The organism is Methylobacterium sp. P5_C11, from assembly GCF_054049775.1.
Genome location: NZ_JBFULS010000031.1, coordinates 1 through 18357 on the forward strand (window position 1 = coordinate 1; position 18357 = coordinate 18357).

The 18357-nt window shown below is 70.9% G+C and carries 13 protein-coding genes; 7 read left to right on the forward strand and 6 right to left on the reverse strand.

Annotated elements, in window-relative coordinates:
* A partial coding sequence (locus tag ACXJKQ_RS16735) for a hypothetical protein (RefSeq protein ID WP_457106860.1) occupies positions 1–643 on the forward strand: 643 nt, incomplete at its 5' end.
* A gap of 417 nt (positions 644–1060) precedes the next feature.
* Here the strand turns inward: ACXJKQ_RS16735 and ACXJKQ_RS16740 are convergent.
* From ACXJKQ_RS16740 to ACXJKQ_RS16750, 3 genes are all read right to left on the reverse strand, one after another.
* Positions 1061–2368 (reverse strand): DNA-packaging protein, encoded by a 1308-nt coding sequence (locus tag ACXJKQ_RS16740; protein ID WP_457106861.1) that lies wholly within the window; start codon positions 2366–2368, stop codon positions 1061–1063.
* On the reverse strand, positions 2334–2993 hold the full coding sequence (locus ACXJKQ_RS16745; RefSeq protein ID WP_457106862.1) for a hypothetical protein: 660 nt from the start codon (positions 2991–2993) through the stop codon (positions 2334–2336). Before ACXJKQ_RS16745 ends, ACXJKQ_RS16740 begins: the two co-directional genes overlap by 35 nt.
* Positions 2994–3114: 121 nt before the next feature.
* Positions 3115–3516, reverse strand: coding sequence for a DUF3761 domain-containing protein (locus tag ACXJKQ_RS16750; RefSeq protein WP_457106863.1), 402 nt, complete (start codon positions 3514–3516; stop codon positions 3115–3117).
* Positions 3517–3832: 316 nt separating this feature from the next.
* Here ACXJKQ_RS16750 and ACXJKQ_RS16755 point away from each other — a divergent pair, with 316 nt between their 5' ends.
* The gene (locus tag ACXJKQ_RS16755; protein WP_457106864.1) at positions 3833–4930 is read left to right on the forward strand and encodes a sensor histidine kinase; all 1098 of its coding nucleotides are present in this window, start codon (positions 3833–3835) and stop codon (positions 4928–4930) included.
* Positions 4931–5071: 141 nt separating this feature from the next.
* Positions 5072–5500, forward strand: coding sequence for a SufE family protein (locus tag ACXJKQ_RS16760; RefSeq protein WP_457106865.1), 429 nt, complete (start codon positions 5072–5074; stop codon positions 5498–5500).
* A 182-nt stretch (positions 5501–5682) separates the two neighbouring features.
* Here ACXJKQ_RS16760 and ACXJKQ_RS16765 read toward each other — a convergent pair whose 3' ends face one another.
* Together ACXJKQ_RS16765 and ACXJKQ_RS16770 are read right to left on the reverse strand one after the other, a co-directional pair.
* Positions 5683–6537: a DUF6456 domain-containing protein gene (locus ACXJKQ_RS16765; protein WP_457106866.1), complete on the reverse strand. Its 855-nt coding sequence runs from the start codon at positions 6535–6537 to the stop codon at positions 5683–5685.
* 108 nt (positions 6538–6645) lie between these two features.
* The gene (locus ACXJKQ_RS16770) at positions 6646–6855 is read right to left on the reverse strand and encodes a hypothetical protein (protein ID WP_457106867.1); all 210 of its coding nucleotides are present in this window, start codon (positions 6853–6855) and stop codon (positions 6646–6648) included.
* Between the two features lie 218 nt (positions 6856–7073).
* Here ACXJKQ_RS16770 and ACXJKQ_RS16775 point away from each other — a divergent pair, with 218 nt between their 5' ends.
* Positions 7074–9209 carry a S9 family peptidase gene (locus ACXJKQ_RS16775; protein ID WP_457106868.1) on the forward strand — a complete coding sequence of 712 codons (2136 nt, stop codon included), beginning with the start codon at positions 7074–7076 and terminating at the stop codon, positions 9207–9209.
* Between the two features lie 114 nt (positions 9210–9323).
* On the opposite strand, the gene ACXJKQ_RS16780 is transcribed toward ACXJKQ_RS16775, so the two are convergent.
* A complete protein-coding gene (locus tag ACXJKQ_RS16780; protein ID WP_457106869.1) occupies positions 9324–12749 on the reverse strand; it encodes an AsmA protein in 3426 nt (1141 codons plus the stop codon).
* Between the two features lie 610 nt (positions 12750–13359).
* Between ACXJKQ_RS16780 and ACXJKQ_RS16785 the strand changes: the two genes are divergently transcribed.
* The 3 genes from ACXJKQ_RS16785 (at position 13360) to ACXJKQ_RS16795 (ending at position 18263) form a co-directional block, all read left to right on the forward strand.
* Positions 13360–14820 (forward strand): methyl-accepting chemotaxis protein, encoded by a 1461-nt coding sequence (locus tag ACXJKQ_RS16785; RefSeq protein WP_457106870.1) that lies wholly within the window; start codon positions 13360–13362, stop codon positions 14818–14820.
* A 450-nt stretch (positions 14821–15270) separates the two neighbouring features.
* Positions 15271–15495: a hypothetical protein gene (locus tag ACXJKQ_RS16790; protein ID WP_457106871.1), complete on the forward strand. Its 225-nt coding sequence runs from the start codon at positions 15271–15273 to the stop codon at positions 15493–15495.
* A 392-nt stretch (positions 15496–15887) separates the two neighbouring features.
* The gene (locus ACXJKQ_RS16795) at positions 15888–18263 is read left to right on the forward strand and encodes an ATP-dependent helicase (protein ID WP_457106872.1); all 2376 of its coding nucleotides are present in this window, start codon (positions 15888–15890) and stop codon (positions 18261–18263) included.
* Positions 18264–18357 lie beyond the last annotated feature (94 nt).

The following is an 18357-nucleotide window of genomic DNA, read 5'->3' on the forward strand; positions in this document are numbered from 1 at the left end:
CGAGGCGGGCGCCCCGCAGGACGGCAGCGGCGCGCCCGCCGCGCGCCGGCTGCGCACCCTCCGCGCCGGGCGGAGTTGGGCGGAGACCGAGACCCGCATGGCCTGGGAGCCGCCCGCAGACCCGAGCGACGATCCCGACCCGGATTGTCCGGCGGACCCTTCGATGGGCGCGGTTCCGGCGGTGATCCTGCACAAGCGGATCGCCCTCGGCCTTCCGGGCCTGGGCAACGCCGTGGAGGTGCAGGCGGGCTTCGTCCTGGCCGAGCCCGCCAAAGGGCTCCGGCTCGAACCGCTGGCCGCCGCCGTGCCGGCGGAATTCTCCGAGGCCTGGCGTTTTGACCCGGCCACCGGCGGGATAGCCCCCCTCGACCCCGCGTCCGGCGTTCAGGCGGATCCGGTGATCCTGGCGACCCCCGAAGGCTCGCATGCCCTGGCCATCTGGGCGCCCGGCCCGCCGACACAGGAGACCGACGCCCCGCGGCCCGGCTTCGCGGTGCGGCCCGAGGCCGGGGCGAACCGCCTGAGCTGCCGCTTCCGCGTGGCGAACGCCACCGCCGGATCGCACGACTTCGCCTGCTACGCCCTGGTCGGCGCACTCGCCGACGTCCGCGCCGCCCTGCGGAACCTCACCGCGCCACCCTGACGTGCGCGAGGCCGCCGATCCCGACGGACGCACCCGGCACCGTCGATCCCGTCCGACCCGATGGGAAACGGCGTTCGACGGTCCGGACCGACGAAGCGATCGAGGGTCCGAGAGACGGGAAGCACGCCTTCGCGGTCGGGATCATCCGCATCGCGCCCGAGTCCCGCCTCCGCTGCCTCCTGCCGCCCGCGCTGCGCCAGCTGGGCTCCGGCGGTGATGGCCGCGACGGAAGAGCCGACCCTGAAATCCGCGTGAGACAGGGAATAAACGCCCATGGCGCGACGCCGTGGCCGGATCGCCACAGCTTTGGCGCACGACATTGTGTATACAGGATGCAGTTCGTTCCAGAGACCACGAACCGACTCCGGCGCGCTTCTCGCAGAGGCGCGCCGTATTGTTTCGGGGCCGCGGCAGCGCTCACAGCCGCCGGATCCGCGGCTCGGGGCGGGCCTCCAGCATGAGATGCGTGAGCGCCCAGACCAGGGCGTCGAGCCGGTCGGGCGATCCGCCGCCGGACAGGCCGTCCGGACCGAAATCGCACAGCTCGTCCTCCAGCGCCGGGAACGCCCCGACATGGTGGACCAGCCCGCGGGCATAGAGCAGCGAGACCGGCTCGGCGCGCAGGTACTTGCCCCGCGTCGCATGGACCGACGTCACCGGCACGGCCGGGTCGCATTGGGCCAGCACGGCGGCGGCCATCTCGCCACCCTGATTGACCTCGACCACCAGGGCATCGGCCCGGAGCCGGTGGTAGAGCGCCAGGGCCGCCTCCGCCCAGGCCTGCGGGGTGGCCCGGGCGAGGCTCGCATCGGCCAGCACGTAGGCGTGGCCGCCGGCGCGGCCGGCCGCCACGATCCCACAGGCATCCGAGCGCGCCCCCGAGGCCGCGGGGGGATCCACCGCGACGACGATCCGGCCGAGATCGGGCGCCCCCGCGACCCGGGCCGCCTCCAGGGCGCCGCGGGTCCACAGGGCATCGTCCCGGTCGGCGATGAGTTCGCCGTCGAGTTCCTGCCGGCCCAGCCGGGTGCCGGCGTAGCGGCCGACCACCTGCTCCAGGAAGTCCGGCGCGAGGTGGGCGGCGTTGTCGCCTGTCCGGGCACGGCTCACCACCGTGCGCGGATCGGCGAGCAGCCGCCGGATCAGCGGCACCGGCCGAGGCGTCGTGGTCACGAGGTTGCGCGGCCGGGCGCCGAGGCGCAGCCCGAATTGCAGCATGTCGAACGCCGCCTCGGGCCGGCGCCACTTCGCGGCCTCGTCGCACCACGCGGCGCCGAATTGCGGGCCGCGCAGGGCGTCGGGCTCCTCCGCCGAGAAGGCGAACGCGACCGCGCCGTTGCTCCATTCGAGGCGCCGGCGGCTGGGCGACCAGACCGGCCGGGGGCGCCCCCGCGGTGGCAGGCCGAGCAGGCCCGAAGGCCCCTCGACCATCACGTCGCGGACATCGAGATGGGTCTCCCCCACCAGCGCGATCCGCGCGACCGGCGCGTCCGTGAAGGCCGGGTCCCCCCGGGCGAGGGCGTCGACCCACTCGGCCCCGGTGCGGGTCTTGCCGCTGCCGCGTCCGCCGATCACCGCCCAGGTCGTCCAGGTCTCGGCGTCGGCGGGCGGCAACTGATCCGGCCGGGCCTGATGCAACCAGTCGCCGGCGAGCATCCGGATCAGGTTCGGCGGCAGGGTCGCGAGGAAGTCAGGCAGTCGCCCGGCCGCCGACAAAGCCAGCATAGCGTCGCGCGATCTCCGCGCGCAGGGCGGGCAGGTCGGGTCCGGTGCCGCCATCGCCCCCCTCCCCCGTCGTGCCGCGCGGCGTGTCCGCGGCGAGCGTGTCGAGCAGCCGCTTGAGACCGCCGAGATCGCGCAGGACCCGGGCGGAGTCGCGCAGGGGCGGGTCGCCGCCGCCCAGGGCCGCGTCGAAGGCGGCGATCTGCCGGACCACGTGGGCGCTCAGGTGCCCCCGCAGGATCGCCGGATCGATCGCCGGATCGGTCGCAATCCCACGTCCGGCGCGCCGGAGGGGCGCGTTCGGCAGGTCCACGCCCAGGGTCAGCGACAGCAGCGCCGCAGTGGGCCGCCCGAAGCCCAGGGCCTCGCTGACGTCACCGGGGTCGTTGCCGGGCGTGGCGAGGAGGCGGGCGAGGGACGCCCGACGGCCCGCCGTCCAGCGGGCCATCGCGAGCCGTGGCGCGTGCTGCCGCGGCCTCACCCAGCCGGCCCGGGCATTCCAGGTCCGGATCGTCTTCGGCCCGATGTCGAGGCGGGCGCCGATTTCGTCGACCGTGAGGCGGGTGTCCCGCAGGAGACGGAGGGCCTCGGCGCGCCGCTCCGCCGCGTGAGCCTGGGGTGGCCACATCGGGGGCTCTCCGCACACGTCTCGACCGTGCTGGAGTGATAGCCCGGCAGCGCGACGATGTCAAGCACAAATTCCTATTTTTGCCGGTCCTAGGATTTTTGGCCGAGTGCCGGGACGGATCTCACCCGGCCCACTGCGCGACCCCACGATGGCGCGAGCAGGTTCCGCGATGCGTGTGGCTGAAGCTCCATGTCCCGTCCCGGCATCTGGCCGTAGCGCCGGTGGGCTTGGTGCCGTCGAGACTTTTGGCCGGCTGATGGACCTCCGACCCGTCCCGGCTGCGATAATGGCCGTGCCGGTCCAGTGTCCGGTCGTCCGGCTCGGAGAACGGCCGGGCGGAGGCGCTCCCGGACACGCCGAAGGGGACGACGAGCAGGACGACGATCAGGACGACGAGGCCGGCGAGCCCGAGCCCGCGCCCCCGCGCAGCGCCCGGCCAGCGCCACGGCGGCAGACTCACCAGCGGCACCAAACTGCGGGCCATTGGCCGGAGGACGCGATGGCTCGGGATCGGGATGGGCACCAGGATGCCTCTTCAAGGTTGTGTCTGATCCCATCAGACACAACCGGAGAAGGGCGTCACGGACTATCTACGGTTATCCATAGAACAGTTACAGGTTGCGAATCGGCCTCCCGGGCGCCGACCGTCGGGGCCGGGCGGGCCTGCCCGCAACCGGACGCGGAACGGCCTCGAAAGCTATCGCGGCTATTTCCGCTGTGAACGGCGGTCCCGAAGGCGGACGAAGACCGGAACGGCCGTCACCTCGACACGTTGACCGGCGCTATCCACACGCGGGCAAAGCCTTTCACGCAGTTCGTCAGAGTGAATCGGGTAAAGAATGGTCGGTGACCCACCAGAGTCCGGAGCGGCTCAGCCGCTGGACGAAGGCCCCGTGCGGGATCCTGGTGCGGGTCCGGCGCAGGGGACGACGGAGGCCGCTGCGCTGAGCGACAGTTTCAGGCGCTTCGCCGACGTCGTGCCGCTCATGATGTGGCGTTCGGACGAGGCCGGGCACGCGGTCCACCACAACGTGTGCTGGCTAGAATTCACCGGGCGCCCGCTTGAGGCGGAACTCGGTCTCGGCTGGCGCAGCGGCCTGCATCCCGAGGATTTCGACCGCCACGCCAAGGTCGTCGCGGAGGCCTTCGCGGCGCGGGCGCCGTTCACCGTCGAGTTCCGGCTGCGGCGGCACGACGGCGTCTATCGCTGGTTGCTCGACACCGCGCGGCCCGTCGTGGAGGACGGCCGGTTCCAGGGTTATCTCGGTTCCTGCTTCGACATCACCGACCGCAAGCACGCCGAGGAGCACATCGAGCACGCGCTCGCCGAGAAGGAGGCGCTGCTCGCCGAGGTCTACCACCGGGTCCGCAACAATCTGCAGGTGATGGTCAGCCTGATCGGTCTCTACGGCCGGGCGGCGCCCGACGCCTGCCGCGGCAGTTTCGAGGCCCTGGGCCAGCGGGTGCGGGCGATCGCGCTGGTGCAGCAGCACCTCCACGAGGCGCCACACATCGCGTCGATCGACCTGAAGGACTACCTGCACCGCCTCGCCTCGGGCCTCGGCCAGCTCCGGCGGGCGGGTCGGATCAGCGTCCAGGTCGGCGGCACCGGGAACGGCCTCGTGGAGCCCCGCATCGCCAATGCGCTGGGCATGATCGTGGCGGAGATCGTGGCGGAGTGTCTCGACGCCACGGCCGAGCACGTCGCCTGCTCGATCGCCATCGACATGGAGGCCCAAGCCGGTCGGCCGCCGCGCCTGTCGATCGTGTCCGGCGTGAGCGAGATGGCCGCCTCCGGCCGTCCCAACGTCCCGAACCTCGGCCCCCGTCTGATCGCCGCCTACGCGGCCCAGGCGGAGATCGCCGTCACCGGCGATGCCAGCCCGGGCGACCCCCTGTGGCTGACCCTGCCGCCATCGCACCCGACCGAACAGTGAGGGCGCCCGCGGCGCCGAGCCCCGTCGCCACGGCGGTTCGGCCGGCCTATACAGCAGCGTCCCGAAAGATGGCCGCCGGCTTTCGGATCCCGGCCTTGCCGCCACCAGACCGAGCGCAGTGTATCCCGGACCCGGCTGAGCATGCTTCCCCCGATCGAAACCATCATCGACAATTTCGAGATCGTCGAAGACGACGACATGCGGCTTGAGTACCTGATTGAACTCGGCCGTGCCCTGCCGTCGATGCCCGACGCGGAGCGGACCGAGGCGAACCGCGTTCATGGCTGCGAGAGCCAGGTCTGGATCGACACGGGCGTGGATCGGTCGGGTGGGGTGCCGCGCCTCGTCCTGCATGGCTTCAGCGACTCGTTCATCGTCCGCGGCTTCGTGGCGCTGATGGTGGCGCTCTACACCGGCAAGACCCCGAAGGAGGCTGCCGAGACCGACGGCCTGGAGCTGTTCCGGCAGCTGCGCTTCGGCTCCCATGTGACCTCGAAGCGCTCCAACGGGGTGCGGGCCATGGCCGAGCGGATCCACCATGACGCGGTCCGGCTCGCGGCGGAGGCCTGAGGATCGAGGCCGGCGCCGTCGCGCCGGGGACCGCGAGAGTGTCAGCTCGTCCCGCCGGCACGGCGCCCACTCCTCCCGAAGCGTGAAGCCGGTGGCCTGCGCGGGCATCGGCGCCGTGCCGTGCCCGCCCGTCGGCTCGATCCCATGCGCGGCATCGGGACCGGCCTGAACTGAGGTTCCCCTCAGCCCCGCCACAGGCGCAGGCGCCCGCGTTCCGGCCCGATGGCCTCCCGCTCCAGCCCGTAATGCTCGGCCAGCCGGCCCAGAGCGATCCGCGCCACGACCTTCGCCGACCGGGCCGGCCAGCGGCGCTCGGCCTCGATCCGCTCCAGACCCTTGAGGAACCCGCAGAGGTCGATCAGCAGCCCCGACAGGTCGCTCCCGACCGCGTCGAGGGCGCCGCGTACGCGCTGCCGGGCCGCGATCACGTGGTCGGCGGCGGAGGCCGGGTCCCGGGGACCGCCGCCATCGACCCGGGGGGCGCCGAAATCCGAGCCCATCCGCGGCAGCAGGGCGGCGGCGTTGATGTCCCGCCGCAGACGCTCCCCAGCCTCGAACGAGGCCGCGTCGATCAGCGGCGCGCCGTCCCGGTCACGCCGGCGCACCATCCAGGCGAGGGGATTCTCGGCGGCGTTGCGCAACGTCGGCCCCGCACCCGCATCCCCCGCCACGACCGTCAGTTCGCGGTGTTGCGCGGCGAAGGGCATGTCGCCGGACGAAGCCTGCCGCCGCAGGCGCGCCCGACCGGCCGCGCTGATCGTCAGCCGCGTCCCGGCGGCGTCCCACGCTGCAAGATCGGCCGCGGTGAGGGCGCGACCGGAGGCGGCCGCGAAGCGTCCGCCTCCCACCGAGATCCCGTCGCCGCCCCGCCGGGTCACCAGTGCATTCTCGACGAGGGGATCGGGCCGCGCGTACGCGCCCGCTTCGCCGAGCCGCGCCAAGAGGCGGACCGCCTCCGCCGGCAGGTCGCTCGACGCTGCACGGTCGTGCTTCGCCCCGGAAGCGCCGCTCCGCCCGCTCGCGGCAGTTTTGTTCATGTTTTGTTCCATATGTTCCGAGCCGAGTGCGCCGAACCCTCATCATGTCAGGAAATTTCAGATGATCAAGGTTTTTTTGCCTACAACCCACAGCTATCCTGCGGCGGCTTAGCGTGCCGCCCGGGTCGGCGGCCGATGGAGGATGTCGGCGATCTCGGTCTCGGACTTTCCGCGCACCTCGTAGCCCATCGCCTCGAAACGATCGATCAGCGTCGCGCTGGAGGCAGCGGACCGCGCCGCCCAGTCCGCGAGCACATTGTTCATCCGCGCGAGGTCCGGCTCGTTCTGCTTGTCCTGCGGATCGGGAATCGCGGCCATGTCGGCACCTCGGCGTCGATGCAGAGACCGTGATCGACGCCACGGCCAGCGGTTCAACGCGCGATCCGGAATCGGGCTCCCGCGCCCGGGACCGCGGGCGTCGCGCGAGGCGAAGGCCACGGCGGCGCGCGGCCCCCTCGGCCCCGACCGCTTGCATCGCGGCGCCCGGCGGGACACATGCCCTCACCCGGACGTGACGGGACCCGACGGGAGACACGATGACCGAGATTGGCCACGGATTGCTCGCTCACCCTGACGCTGCGCCGGTCGCGGACGCCCGGCCGCGACGCTTCAGCGTCCACGGGCACGAGATCGCCGATCCCTACGCGTGGCTGAAGGCCGAGAACTGGCAGACGGTCCTGAAGGATCCCGCCGCGCTGCCGGACGACATCGCCGCCTATCTCAAGGCCGAAAACGCCTACGCGGAGACGGCCCTGGCGGGGACCGCGGACCTGCGCCAGCGTCTGGTCGCCGAGATGCGCGGGCGGATCCAGGAGGACGAGAGCGGCGTCCCCGAGCCGGACGGACCCTTCGCCTACTACACGCGCCACCGCGAGGGCGGGCAGCACCCGCTGATCTGCCGGCGCCCGTCGACCGTGCCGGACGTGCCCGCGGCCGGCCCGGACCCGGACGAGACGATCCTCATCGACGGCGATCGGGAGGGCGAGGGCCTGCCGTTCTTCGAGATCGCGGCCGCGGTTCATTCGGACGACCACACGCGGCTCGCCTGGAGCGCTGACACCAAGGGATCGGAACTCTACACGGTCCGCGTGCGCGACATCGCCACCGGCCTCGACCGGGACGACCGGATCGAGGCGACCTCCGGCGAGGCGGTCTGGGCGGCGGACGGCGAGAGCTTCTGGTACGTGGCGGTCGATGCCAACCATCGGCCTGCCAAGGTCATGCGCCACCGCCTCGGTACCCCGCAGAGCGCGGACGAGACGATCTACACGGAAGGCGATGCCGGCTACTTCGTCCATATCGGCAAGACGCAGTCCGGCGCGTTCCTCGACATCACGGCGAGCGACCACGAGACGTCCGAGGTCCGGCTGCTCGACCGGCACGCGGAGTCGGCGAAATTGCGCCTCGTCGAGCCGCGCACCCCTCTGCTGATCTACGGAGTGGAGCACCGCGGCGACCGGCTGTTCATCCGCACCAACGCGGACGGGGCCGAGGACTTCAAGATCGTCACCGCCCCGGTCGACGACCCGGGGCGCGCCAACTGGACCGACCTCGTGCCCCACCGGCCCGGGGTGATGATCCGCCACCTGCACCTGCTCACCGGCCATCTCGTCCGGCTCGAGATCGAGAACGCGCGGCCGCGGATCGTCGTGCGCGACCTCGCCGACGGCGCCGAGCACACGGTCGCCTTCGAGGAGGAGGCCTATTCCCTCGGCCTGCGCGCCGGGCTCGCCTTCGACACGGATACGATCCGCTTCGTCTATTCGTCGATGACGACGCCGTCCGAGACCTGGGACTACGCGTGCGGCAGCCGCACCCGCGCCCTGCGCAAGCGGCAGGCGGTGCCGAGCGGGCACGATCCGGCCGCCTACGTGACCCGGCGGCTCTTCGCCACCGCGCCCGACGGCGAGCAGGTGCCGATCTCGCTGCTGCACCGGCGGGGGCTGCCCCTCGACGGCAGCGCGCCGCTGCTGCTCTACGGCTACGGCTCCTACGGGACGCTGATGCCGGCGGCGTTCCGCACCAACCTGCTCAGCCTTGTCGACCGGGGCTTCGTCTACGCCATCGCGCATATCCGCGGCGGCACCGAGAAAGGCTGGCGCTGGTATCTCGACGGTAAGCGCGAGAAGAAGCCCAATACCTTCACGGACTTCATCGCCTGTGCCCGCGCGCTGATCGCGGCCGGCTACACGACCGAGAGGCGGATCGTCGCCCATGGCGGATCGGCGGGCGGGATGTTGATGGGGGCGGTGGCGAACCTCGCGCCGGAACTGTTCGCCGGGATCGTGGCCGACGTGCCCTTCGTGGACGTGCTCAACACCATGCTCGACGCGGAGCTGCCGCTGACCCCGCCGGAATGGCCCGAATGGGGCAATCCGGCCGAGAGCGAGGCCGCTTTCCGGACGATCCTGTCGTACTCGCCCTACGACAACGTCTCCGCCAAACACTACCCGGCGATCCTGGCTCTCGGGGGCCTCACCGACCCGCGGGTGACCTATTGGGAACCGGCGAAATGGGTGGCGCGGCTGCGCGCCACCATGACGGGGGGCGGGCCGGTGCTGCTGCGGATCAACATGGAGGCCGGCCACGGCGGTGCCGCCGGCCGGTTCGACCGGCTGGAGGAGGTCGGGCTGATCTACGCCTTCGCGCTGATGGCGGTGGGGAAGTCCTAGGGCTCAGACGCAGTCACCGCGGTCACGCGCATGAGCCCTAAGTCTTTGTTGAAGCATCAATTTTCAAAACTTCGCTGACGCGTTCGTTTGGATCGCTGCATCAGGGCCGCCCGATCACGGGCGGACCTCGGCGGGCGCGGGCGGCTGGGCCGCCCCTTCCTGCGCCCGCGCCCGGCGGGCCGCCTCCTCCGCCGCGGCCTTGTCGGCGCTGGCTTTGTCGGCGGCGGCCTTCAGTGCCGCAGCGCGGACCCTGTCCATCTCGATCCGGGCACGGCGGCGCTGCCGCTCGACCTGATCCGCCTCGGTGAGCTCGATCGTCTCCAGCTCGCGCTGGAGCACGAAGGTGGCCAGACCGTTCGACAGGGTGGCGACGTCGAGGACCCGTTCGGGCGCGGCGAGCGGTCCGTTCAGGCCGAACTGCACCGCCGGCGGCCCGGCATTCCAGCCCCGGGGGACCGGGCCGCCGGCCAGCGTCCCGCGGGCGTCGAGGCGCCCGGCCCGCAGGTCGTAGCCGATCATGCCGGTCCAGCGCGCCGGCCCGAGATCGAGGTCGACCGGCCCGGCCCGCACCACGCCACCCACGAGGGTGACGGCGGCCCGGGCGGTCCCCCGCGCCTGGGCGCCGCCTCGGGCGAGCTCCTCGGTGACCAAGGCTTGGAGGCGGCCGTCCCGCAACGGGTCGTCTATCTCCGCCGCCCGGGCGAGGGCTCGGCCCAGGGCAGCCGGATCGGCCTCGGGCAGGCTCAGATCCGTCAGCGCGAGCGCGCCGCTGCCCGAGAGGCTTTCGGCGAGGCCCGGCAGGGTCTCGGCCGTTGCCGCGAAGCGCAGGTCGGCACTCAGGCGGCCACCGAGCGGGCCGCCGGCCAGCATCGGAAGCGCCGCGCCGTCGAGGCTGCCCGCGCCGGAGACCGAGGCGCCGCCTCCGAGCCGGGCGATCGTGACCGATCCCGCGAGCCGCCCGCCAGCGAGCTTGGCGGTCAGGTCGCGCAGGGTCAGGGTGGCGTCGGCAAGCCCGAGGGCGGCGGTCGCATCCGTGGCGACGAGACCGCGACCGAGATCCAGGCTGGCGACCCGCGCGTCGAGGGAGAGGGCCGGATGGGCGCTCGCCGGCCCGAAGCTGCCGTTCACCCCCGGCGGAATCACCAGGGCGGCGGCCAGCTGCGGGACCGACAGACGGTCGAGGGCGAGGCGGCCGTGCAGGGCGCCCCCCGCCGCCCGCAGCACCGTCCCGTTCACCCCCGCTCCCGCGATCGTGCCAGCAAGAGCGGCAGCGGCCTCGCCCTGCTGCCGGGTGAGCGTGACGGTCAGGTCGGCCGGCCACGCGCCGGGAGCCAGGACCGCGGCGCCGGCCAGCGTCAGGAAGGGCGCCAGATCGCCTGTGTCGGCGCAGATCTCGCCACCGGTGGGGACGAGGTCGGGTCCGACCAGGATCGGGCGGCCCGTGGCCAGCCGCAGGCCCGCGACCGTGCCGTTGACCGTCAGAGAGAGGGCCTGCGCATCCGGCCGTTCGGCGGTCAGGTTCAAGGTGCCGGGCTGCTGGAGGCCGGCGATGTCGGCGCGGCCGAACCAGGCCCCTGCTCGGGGCGCAGTGAGCGTGGCTGTACCGCCTTCGATTTGCGTCCCGCGGCTGGCCAGGGTCAGGTCGAGGGTGCCGCCGCCGGCGCTGCCCCGGGCCTGGGTTCGCAGGGCCGCGGCCACGCCGCCCTCCCGGTCCAGGGTGACGGCGAGGTCGAGGGGTGCGTCCCGCAGGAAGGTGGGCAGCAGGCGGATCTCCCCGACCCAGACCCGCTCCAGAAGGCCCAGCAACGGCGCCGCCGACGGCGCCTTCAATCGGCCGGAGACGCGGCCGGTCCCGTCCGCGCCGATCTGGCCGGACAACCGGGCGCTTGCGCCGGCGAGGTCGGTGACGTCGAGGCTGTCGACCGTGAGACCGGCGCCGTCCGATTGGATCCGCGCCGCGATCGTGCCGGTGCCGGTGCCCGTCGCGCCGAAGCGGACATCCCTGGCCTCCAGGGTCAGGGCAAGGTCGGTGTCCCGCAGCCCGCCGAGCGCCGTCCCCACGGGCGGCAACCCGGCGATATCGAGACCGCTCGCGCGGATCTGTGCGTCGAACCGTCCGCGCTCCTGGCCCTCGGCCGCCATGTAGCGGGCGTTGCCGGTGATCCGCGCCGTCCCGAGGGCGAGGCGCAAGTTGCGCAGGGACAGGCCGGTCGTGGCGGCCGACAGGTCGGCGGCGGCCTCGACCCGGCGCCCGTCGAGGAGCGCGACGAGGGGCCCCTCGGCGCCGAGGCGGCGCAGGTAGCGGCCGAGCGCCTCCGAATCCGGAGCTGCGAGGGCCACCGGGCCGGTGAAGCGCAGGGGTGCCGTCTCGACCTGCCCGCTCGCGCTCAAGGTCGAGTCGGCCGGACCCACCACAGAGAATCGGCGCAGGAGCAGGCCGCCGACGCGCTCCAGGGTGCCGGTGAGGGCGAGGTTCGACCAGTCCTCGCCGCCGATCACGGTGCTGCCCACTGCGAGGTCGAGGTCGAGCATGGCGGGTAGGCCACCGGCCGAGCGCGGCAGGCCGCGGCCGATCAGGTTCTGGCCCTCAGGCGAGGCGAGGAAGGCGTCGAGATCGAGGCGGCGCGCCTCTAGGGTCAGGCCAGCGCGCCACTGGCGTAGGTCGAGCCGGCCGGTGCCGCCGAGCCGTAGCGCTCGGCCGCCGGGATCGATGGCCACGTCCACGCCCTCGAACCGGACCTGCGTGCCCCGGGCTTTGAAGGTTCCGGCGAGGGAGAACGGCAGGTAGGCGCCGGCCGCCTGGGTCGGCGGCCCAACGACGAGTCGCGCCGAGCCCTCGGCCTCCACCTGCGACCCGCCGGACTCGGCCGGCACGAGGCCGAAGCGGGCATCCGCCTCGAAGCGCGGATGCGCGTCGCCACCCCCGGAGATCTTGGCCGCGAGCCGCCCATCGGGACCCGGCGTACCGCTGACCGCCCGGAATGGAACGCCGCCGGTCGTACCCTCGAGCCGCCAGGGTCCGACCAGGGTCGGGGCCTGCAGGTGCAGGTCCTGGACGTAGAGCTGGTCGGTGCGCCCGGTGGCCGGCACCTGGGTGGTGACCAGGAACTGCTGGATCTGGAGGTTCTCGATCGCGAGGTCGCGGTCGCGCAGGGCGCCGCCGAAATCCGGCGGCAGCTTCAGGGCATCCGGGCCGGCGACGGGCAGCTTGATCTCGGCCCGGCCGATTCGGGTCTCGGTGAAGCGGACCTCGCCCTTCAGCAGGGGCGCGAGGGCGATCTCGGCCTTGACGAACCGGGCATCGAGACTCGGGCGGTCCGGATCGCGACCGAGATGCAGGCGGTCCACGCGCAGCCGCGGTGACGGCAGAAGGCGCACCTCGATCCTTCCGTCGGTCCGGACCGGGACGCCGAGGGACCGGGCAAGCGCCCGGTCGACGAGGGCGCGCTGGGCCTGCCAGTCGACGAAGGGTGGGACGGCGAGCGCCGCCACGAGAACCAGGATGACGGCGCCCGCCAGCGCGGTCAGAAGATCACGCAATGGTCCCGTTCCGCACCATCTCTCCGCGAGGACGCGACATCGCCGTGCCCCGCGTGCCCCCGCGATTCAGTTGCCAGGGCCATAGCACGATAAGGGGCCGAGGGCGCCAGCGTTGCGCCTCCGGGCGAGACGCCGCGATTTGCGGGCTGTTCAGGTCAATCGCACGGCGCGCCAGCGGTCCCGGACGGGATCGCGGTTGCACCGGCCTCCTCGCCCGGATGCATCCACGAAGGCGGCGTGCGAGCCCGGATCGAAGGTCGGAAGCCGATACGCTCGAGCCTGCGAAGAGCCGCTTCGTGCGGCTCTGAGACTGCCTGTTCTGGAGCGAGAGTTGGAAGCATCTGACGAACCCATACGGTCGATTTGACAGCGACACGCGTTGTTATGGTGAAAAGGCCAGCCGATCGCCTTATTAGATCGTGTCCACCATATTTGCCCATCACTCGAATTGAAATCTTTCATTTCATTGATTTCGGCGATTTTTATCGCCGATTAAAAATATCTCGGAATGAAATATAACCTGTCACCGGACCCGCATAGTTCTGCACTCATAAAAACGGACACTTAGAGGCTCTGGTGAGACGATGCTGCGTCTACTGAGAGTTGTCCAATGTTCCGCAAGCCCGCCTACAGTGAGACCCAGGCTACGCTCGATGCCCTCACACGATCGCTGGCGATCATCGAGTTCGGCATGGATGGTACCATCCTGCGCGCCAACCCGAACTTCCTGTCGGTCGTGGACTACGACCTCGCCTCATTGCAAGGAAAGCATCACCGCGTCTTCGTCGGCAACGAGGTTGCCGATAGCTCGAACTATGCCGAGTTCTGGGCAAAGCTTCGGGCCGGTGAGTTCGTATCCGGTGAGTTTCTCCGGAGAGCGAGGTCGGGCGCGAAGGTTTGGCTCGAGGCGACCTACAACCCGATCTTCGGTCCCGACGGCAGGCCGTTCAAGGTCGTCAAATTCGCCAGCGAAATCACGGCCAAGAAGAATGAAACCAGCCGGCTTCTTCGGATGATCGATGAGATGCCGGTCGCCGTCATGACTGCCGATCCGAAGAACGACTTCAAGATCAACTACCTCAACAACACGTCGCGCAAGACCCTCGAGGCGATCGAGAGATACCTACCGATCAAGGCGTCGGAGATGATGGGTCGATCGTTCGACGTCTTCCACAAGAACCCGCACCACCAGCGCAACATGCTGGCCGATGCGAGCCGGCTGCCGCACCGGACCAAGATCAAGGTCGGTCCCGAGACGCTGGACCTGCAGGTCTCGGCGATCACCGACGCGGACGGCGCCTACGTCGGTCCGATGCTGACCTGGTCGGTCATCACGGCGCAACTCGCCATGGCCGAGGAGGTCGCCGGCGTGGTCGAGGCGCTCGGGACCGCCATCGGCGAGATGAAAGACTCGGCGCAAGGCTTGAACCGCTCGGCCGACGCCGCGAGCGAGCGCGCCAATTCCGTCGCGGCCGGTTCAGAGGAGATGACGAGTTCGATCCATGAGATCTCGGGACAGGTCGGGCGGGTCTCCGAGCGCACTCAGCAGATCGCCAACCAGGCGACGGCGACGGACGCGACCGTGCGTAATCTCGCCACCAACGCGGGCGAGGTCGACGCGGTGGTGGGCATGATCAAGTCCATCGCCGACAAGACCAACCTGCTCGCCCTCAACGCCACGATCGAGGCGGCGCGCGCCGGGGCGGCCGGGCGCGGCTTCGCGGTCGTGGCCACGGAGGTCAAGGAGCTCGCCGGCCAGACGGCGAAGGCGACCGGCGAGATCACCCACAAGGTGCATGACATCCAGAAGGCGACCGGCGAAGCCGTCACAGCAATCCGCCTGATCACGGACGAAGTCGCCGAACTCTCGAAGCTGACGCTGGCCATGGCGAGCGCAGTCGAGGAGCAGGCCGCCTCGACCCAGGAGATGTCATCCAACATCGCCGGTGTCTCGACGGCGGCCGGCGAGACCGGGCAACTCGCCGAGATGGTCCGGCAGATCTCCGACACGCTCGAAGCGCATTCCGCTGGGCTCGGTGCCAGCATGGACAGGTACCTCAAGGCCGGCTGATGGCGTGTGTCAGACGAGCCCGTCGGACGACACGCCAACGGGCTCCCGGACGCTCTGAGGGACGTTGCCCGGTTGGTGCCGCGTCGAAGCGTCAGCAAGGGCTGCCGCACGGTACGCAAGCGGTGCGTACGGCCAAGTTCATGAGTCGAAGAGCGAGGTATTAATCCTGGCCGTTGCCGTTATGGGAGCGGCCCGGGCCTTTTCGTGACAGGGCGGCTCGATGCTTCACTCTGAGGAACGGGCTTCAGCCCCGTGACATCCAGGTCAGCGATCCCGCCCATCGCAACGGTCGACGGCGAGAAAATGATCACCCGCCGTGCGGCGCAAGCCGTCGAGGGGCTATTGGAGAGGTCGACGTCTCGGGCGGTGCGGCGATCGTGTGTCGGCCTTGATCACCACCCAGAACTGGGGTGCTTCCGCAGGCGCACGGGCCAGCCCGTGAGCGCGATCTTGAAGAAGACGCAGGGCGAACGCCTCAGCCTGATTGGCACGCGCAACCGTTCCATGGCGGCTGACGACGCCAGAAATCTCCTGTTGGAGCGTCTGGGCCTCATCGAGCGCATCGGAGATGTCCGCTCGCATCGCCTGGGTGGGCATTCCGTCATCGAGTGGGGCATCACCGATGCCGGTCTGGCTGCTCTTCTGGAAATCAAATCCGCTCCAGGCCCGAGTTGAAGCGTGAAGCGATGCGTCTTGGACGAGCGTCCCGCACGGGTCCACCATCAGCTCCGGCGATGAAGAGGAGGCCGGCCCTCGGACCCTCGCAGGCATGGGATCGACGTTCGGCCACCGGCGCATCGATCCGACGTCAGAGTTCCACCCCAAGCCAGAGTCGCTCGATGGGCCAGGAACGGCCGCGTTCGGGAAATACCGATCGCTGAGGGCGTGACCGAGAGGGGTCGGAGGCAGCCGCTCGAACAGCCGCACTGCAGGGTCCGGGTCCCGGCCCAGTTCGCGCCGCCGAGCGGTCGTCGACAGGCGAGGCGTATCGTCCCGCAACACACGCTCCGGTCGCATCCTGCCCGAACCACCTCGACGCCGTTCGCGATTTGGTCCAGGGAAGCGGGATGCAGAACCGCCCGCACGCGCAGCCCGCCGGGGACGGCGCTCCCGCCTCATCCATCGCCGCCCGCGCCATGGGTGCGCTCCGCCGCGACGCCGCCGCCTACCTCGAGGGGCTCAACCCCGAGCAGCGCCGCGCCGTCGAGACCACGGAGGGACCGGTGCTCGTGCTGGCAGGCGCCGGCACCGGCAAGACCCGGGTGCTCACCACCCGCATCGCCCACCTGATCGCCACGAACCGCGCGCGCCCCTTCGACATCCTGGCGGTTACCTTCACCAACAAGGCCGCTCGGGAGATGAAGCTCCGGATCGGCGCGCTGATCGGTCCCGCCGGCGAGGGCATGCCCTGGCTCGGTACGTTCCACGCCATCGGCACCAAGATCCTGCGCCGCCACGCCGAACTTGTCGGCCTGAAATCCGACTTCACCATCCTCGGCACCGACGACCAGCTCCGGCTGATGAAGCAGGTCATCGCCGATCAGAACGTCGACGAGAAGCGCTGGCCGGCCCGCGCCCTGTCCCACGCCATCGATGGCTGGAAGAACCGCGGCCTCGCGCCCGAGCAGGTGCCGCCCGGCGAGGCCGCCTCGTTCGCGTTCGGCAAGGGCGGCACGCTCTACAGCGCCTACCAGGCCCGACTGGCGACGCTGAACGCCGTCGATTTCGGCGACCTTTTGCTCCTGTGCCTCAAGCTCTGGCGGGACAATCCCGATGTGCTCGCCAACTACCAAGACCGGTTCCGGTACATCCTGGTCGACGAGTATCAGGACACCAACGTCGCCCAGTACCTGTGGCTGCGCCTCCTCGCCCAGAACCGCAAGAACATCGCCTGCGTGGGCGACGACGACCAATCGATCTATGGCTGGCGCGGTGCTGAGGTCGACAACATCCTGCGCTTCGAGCACGACTTCCCCGGCGCCGTGGTGGTGCGGCTGGAGCGCAACTACCGCTCCACGGGACACATCCTGGCCGCCGCCTCGGGGCTGATCGCCAGGAACGAGAGCCGCCTCGGCAAGACCCTGCGCACCGACGACGAGCCGGGCGAGCGCGTCACCGTGACGGGCGCCTGGGATTCCGAGGAGGAGGCTCGGATGCTCGCCGAGTCGATCGAATCCCTCCAGGCGAAGCAGCATCCCCTCTCGGAGATCGCCGTGCTGGTGCGGATCTCCGCGCAGATGCGCGAGATCGAGGACCGGTTCGTCCAGCTCGGGCTCCCCTATCGGGTGATCGGCGGCCCGCGCTTCTACGAGCGCGCCGAGATCCGCGACGCGCTGGCTTATCTCCGGGCCACCGTGAACGTCAGCGACGACCTCGCCTTCGAGCGGATCGTCAACACGCCCAAGCGCGGCCTCGGCGACGCGACCCTCCAGCAGCTCCACACCTATGGCCGGGCCAACCGGCTGCCCCTGCGGATCGCCGCCGAGCGCCTGTGCGAGACCGACGAGCTGAAGCCCCGGGTCCGCTCCACCCTGCGGGCGCTCACCCAGAGTTTCTCGCGGTGGGCTCGGCTGGTCGAATCGCAGCCGCACAGCGAGGTCGCCCAGATCGTCCTGGAGGAATCCGGGTATACCGAGATGTGGCAGAAGGACCGCTCGGCGGATGCCGCCGGGCGTCTCGAGAACCTGAAGGAATTCGTCCGGTCCATGGAGGAATTCCCCGACATGGCGGCCTTCCTGGAGCACGTCTCCCTGGTGATGGAGGCCTCCGAGACCGAGGGCGCCGACCGGGTCTCGCTGATGACGCTCCACGCCGCCAAGGGACTCGAATTCGACACCGTGTTCCTGCCCGGTTGGGAGGACGGCCTGTTCCCCAGCCAGCGCGCACTGGACGAGAGCGGGCGGGCGGGTCTCGAGGAGGAGCGGCGCCTCGCCCATGTCGGCCTGACCCGGGCGCGGAAGCGGGCGAAGCTCTCCTTCGCGGTCAACCGGCGGATCCATGGCCTGTGGTCATCGACCATCCCGTCCCGGTTCATCGACGAGTTGCCGGAATCGGCCGTCGACGTGGTCGAGGCGCCCGCCCACTTCTCGGCCGGGGCCTCGCGGTTCGACCGCAACCCGGCCCCGTTCGGGTCGAGCTACGGCACGCCGGGCTGGCAGCGGGCGCAGGCCAACACCGCCCAGACCGGCTCCCGGGGCGGCGACCGGGCCGGTCGCAGCTTCGGGTCGGCGCCCGGCGGGCGAGCCGGCGGACCGCGTCAGATCGAAGGCGAGCTGATCGCCAAGTCGACCGGCGCGCCCTCGGCGTTCCAGGCTGGACAGCGGGTCTTCCACACCAAGTTCGGCCCCGGAACAGTCGCGGGCGTCGACGGCAACAAGCTGACGGTTGACTTCGATAAAGCCGGCCAGAAGATGGTGCTCGACAGCTTCATCCAGGCGGGATGAGGCACGTCCCGTCGATCAAGCCCGGACTTTCCAGGGCAGCAGGATCGGCCGGCTTCGCCCGGGCGGGCGGGGAGGATCGAGGTCGTGCCGGATG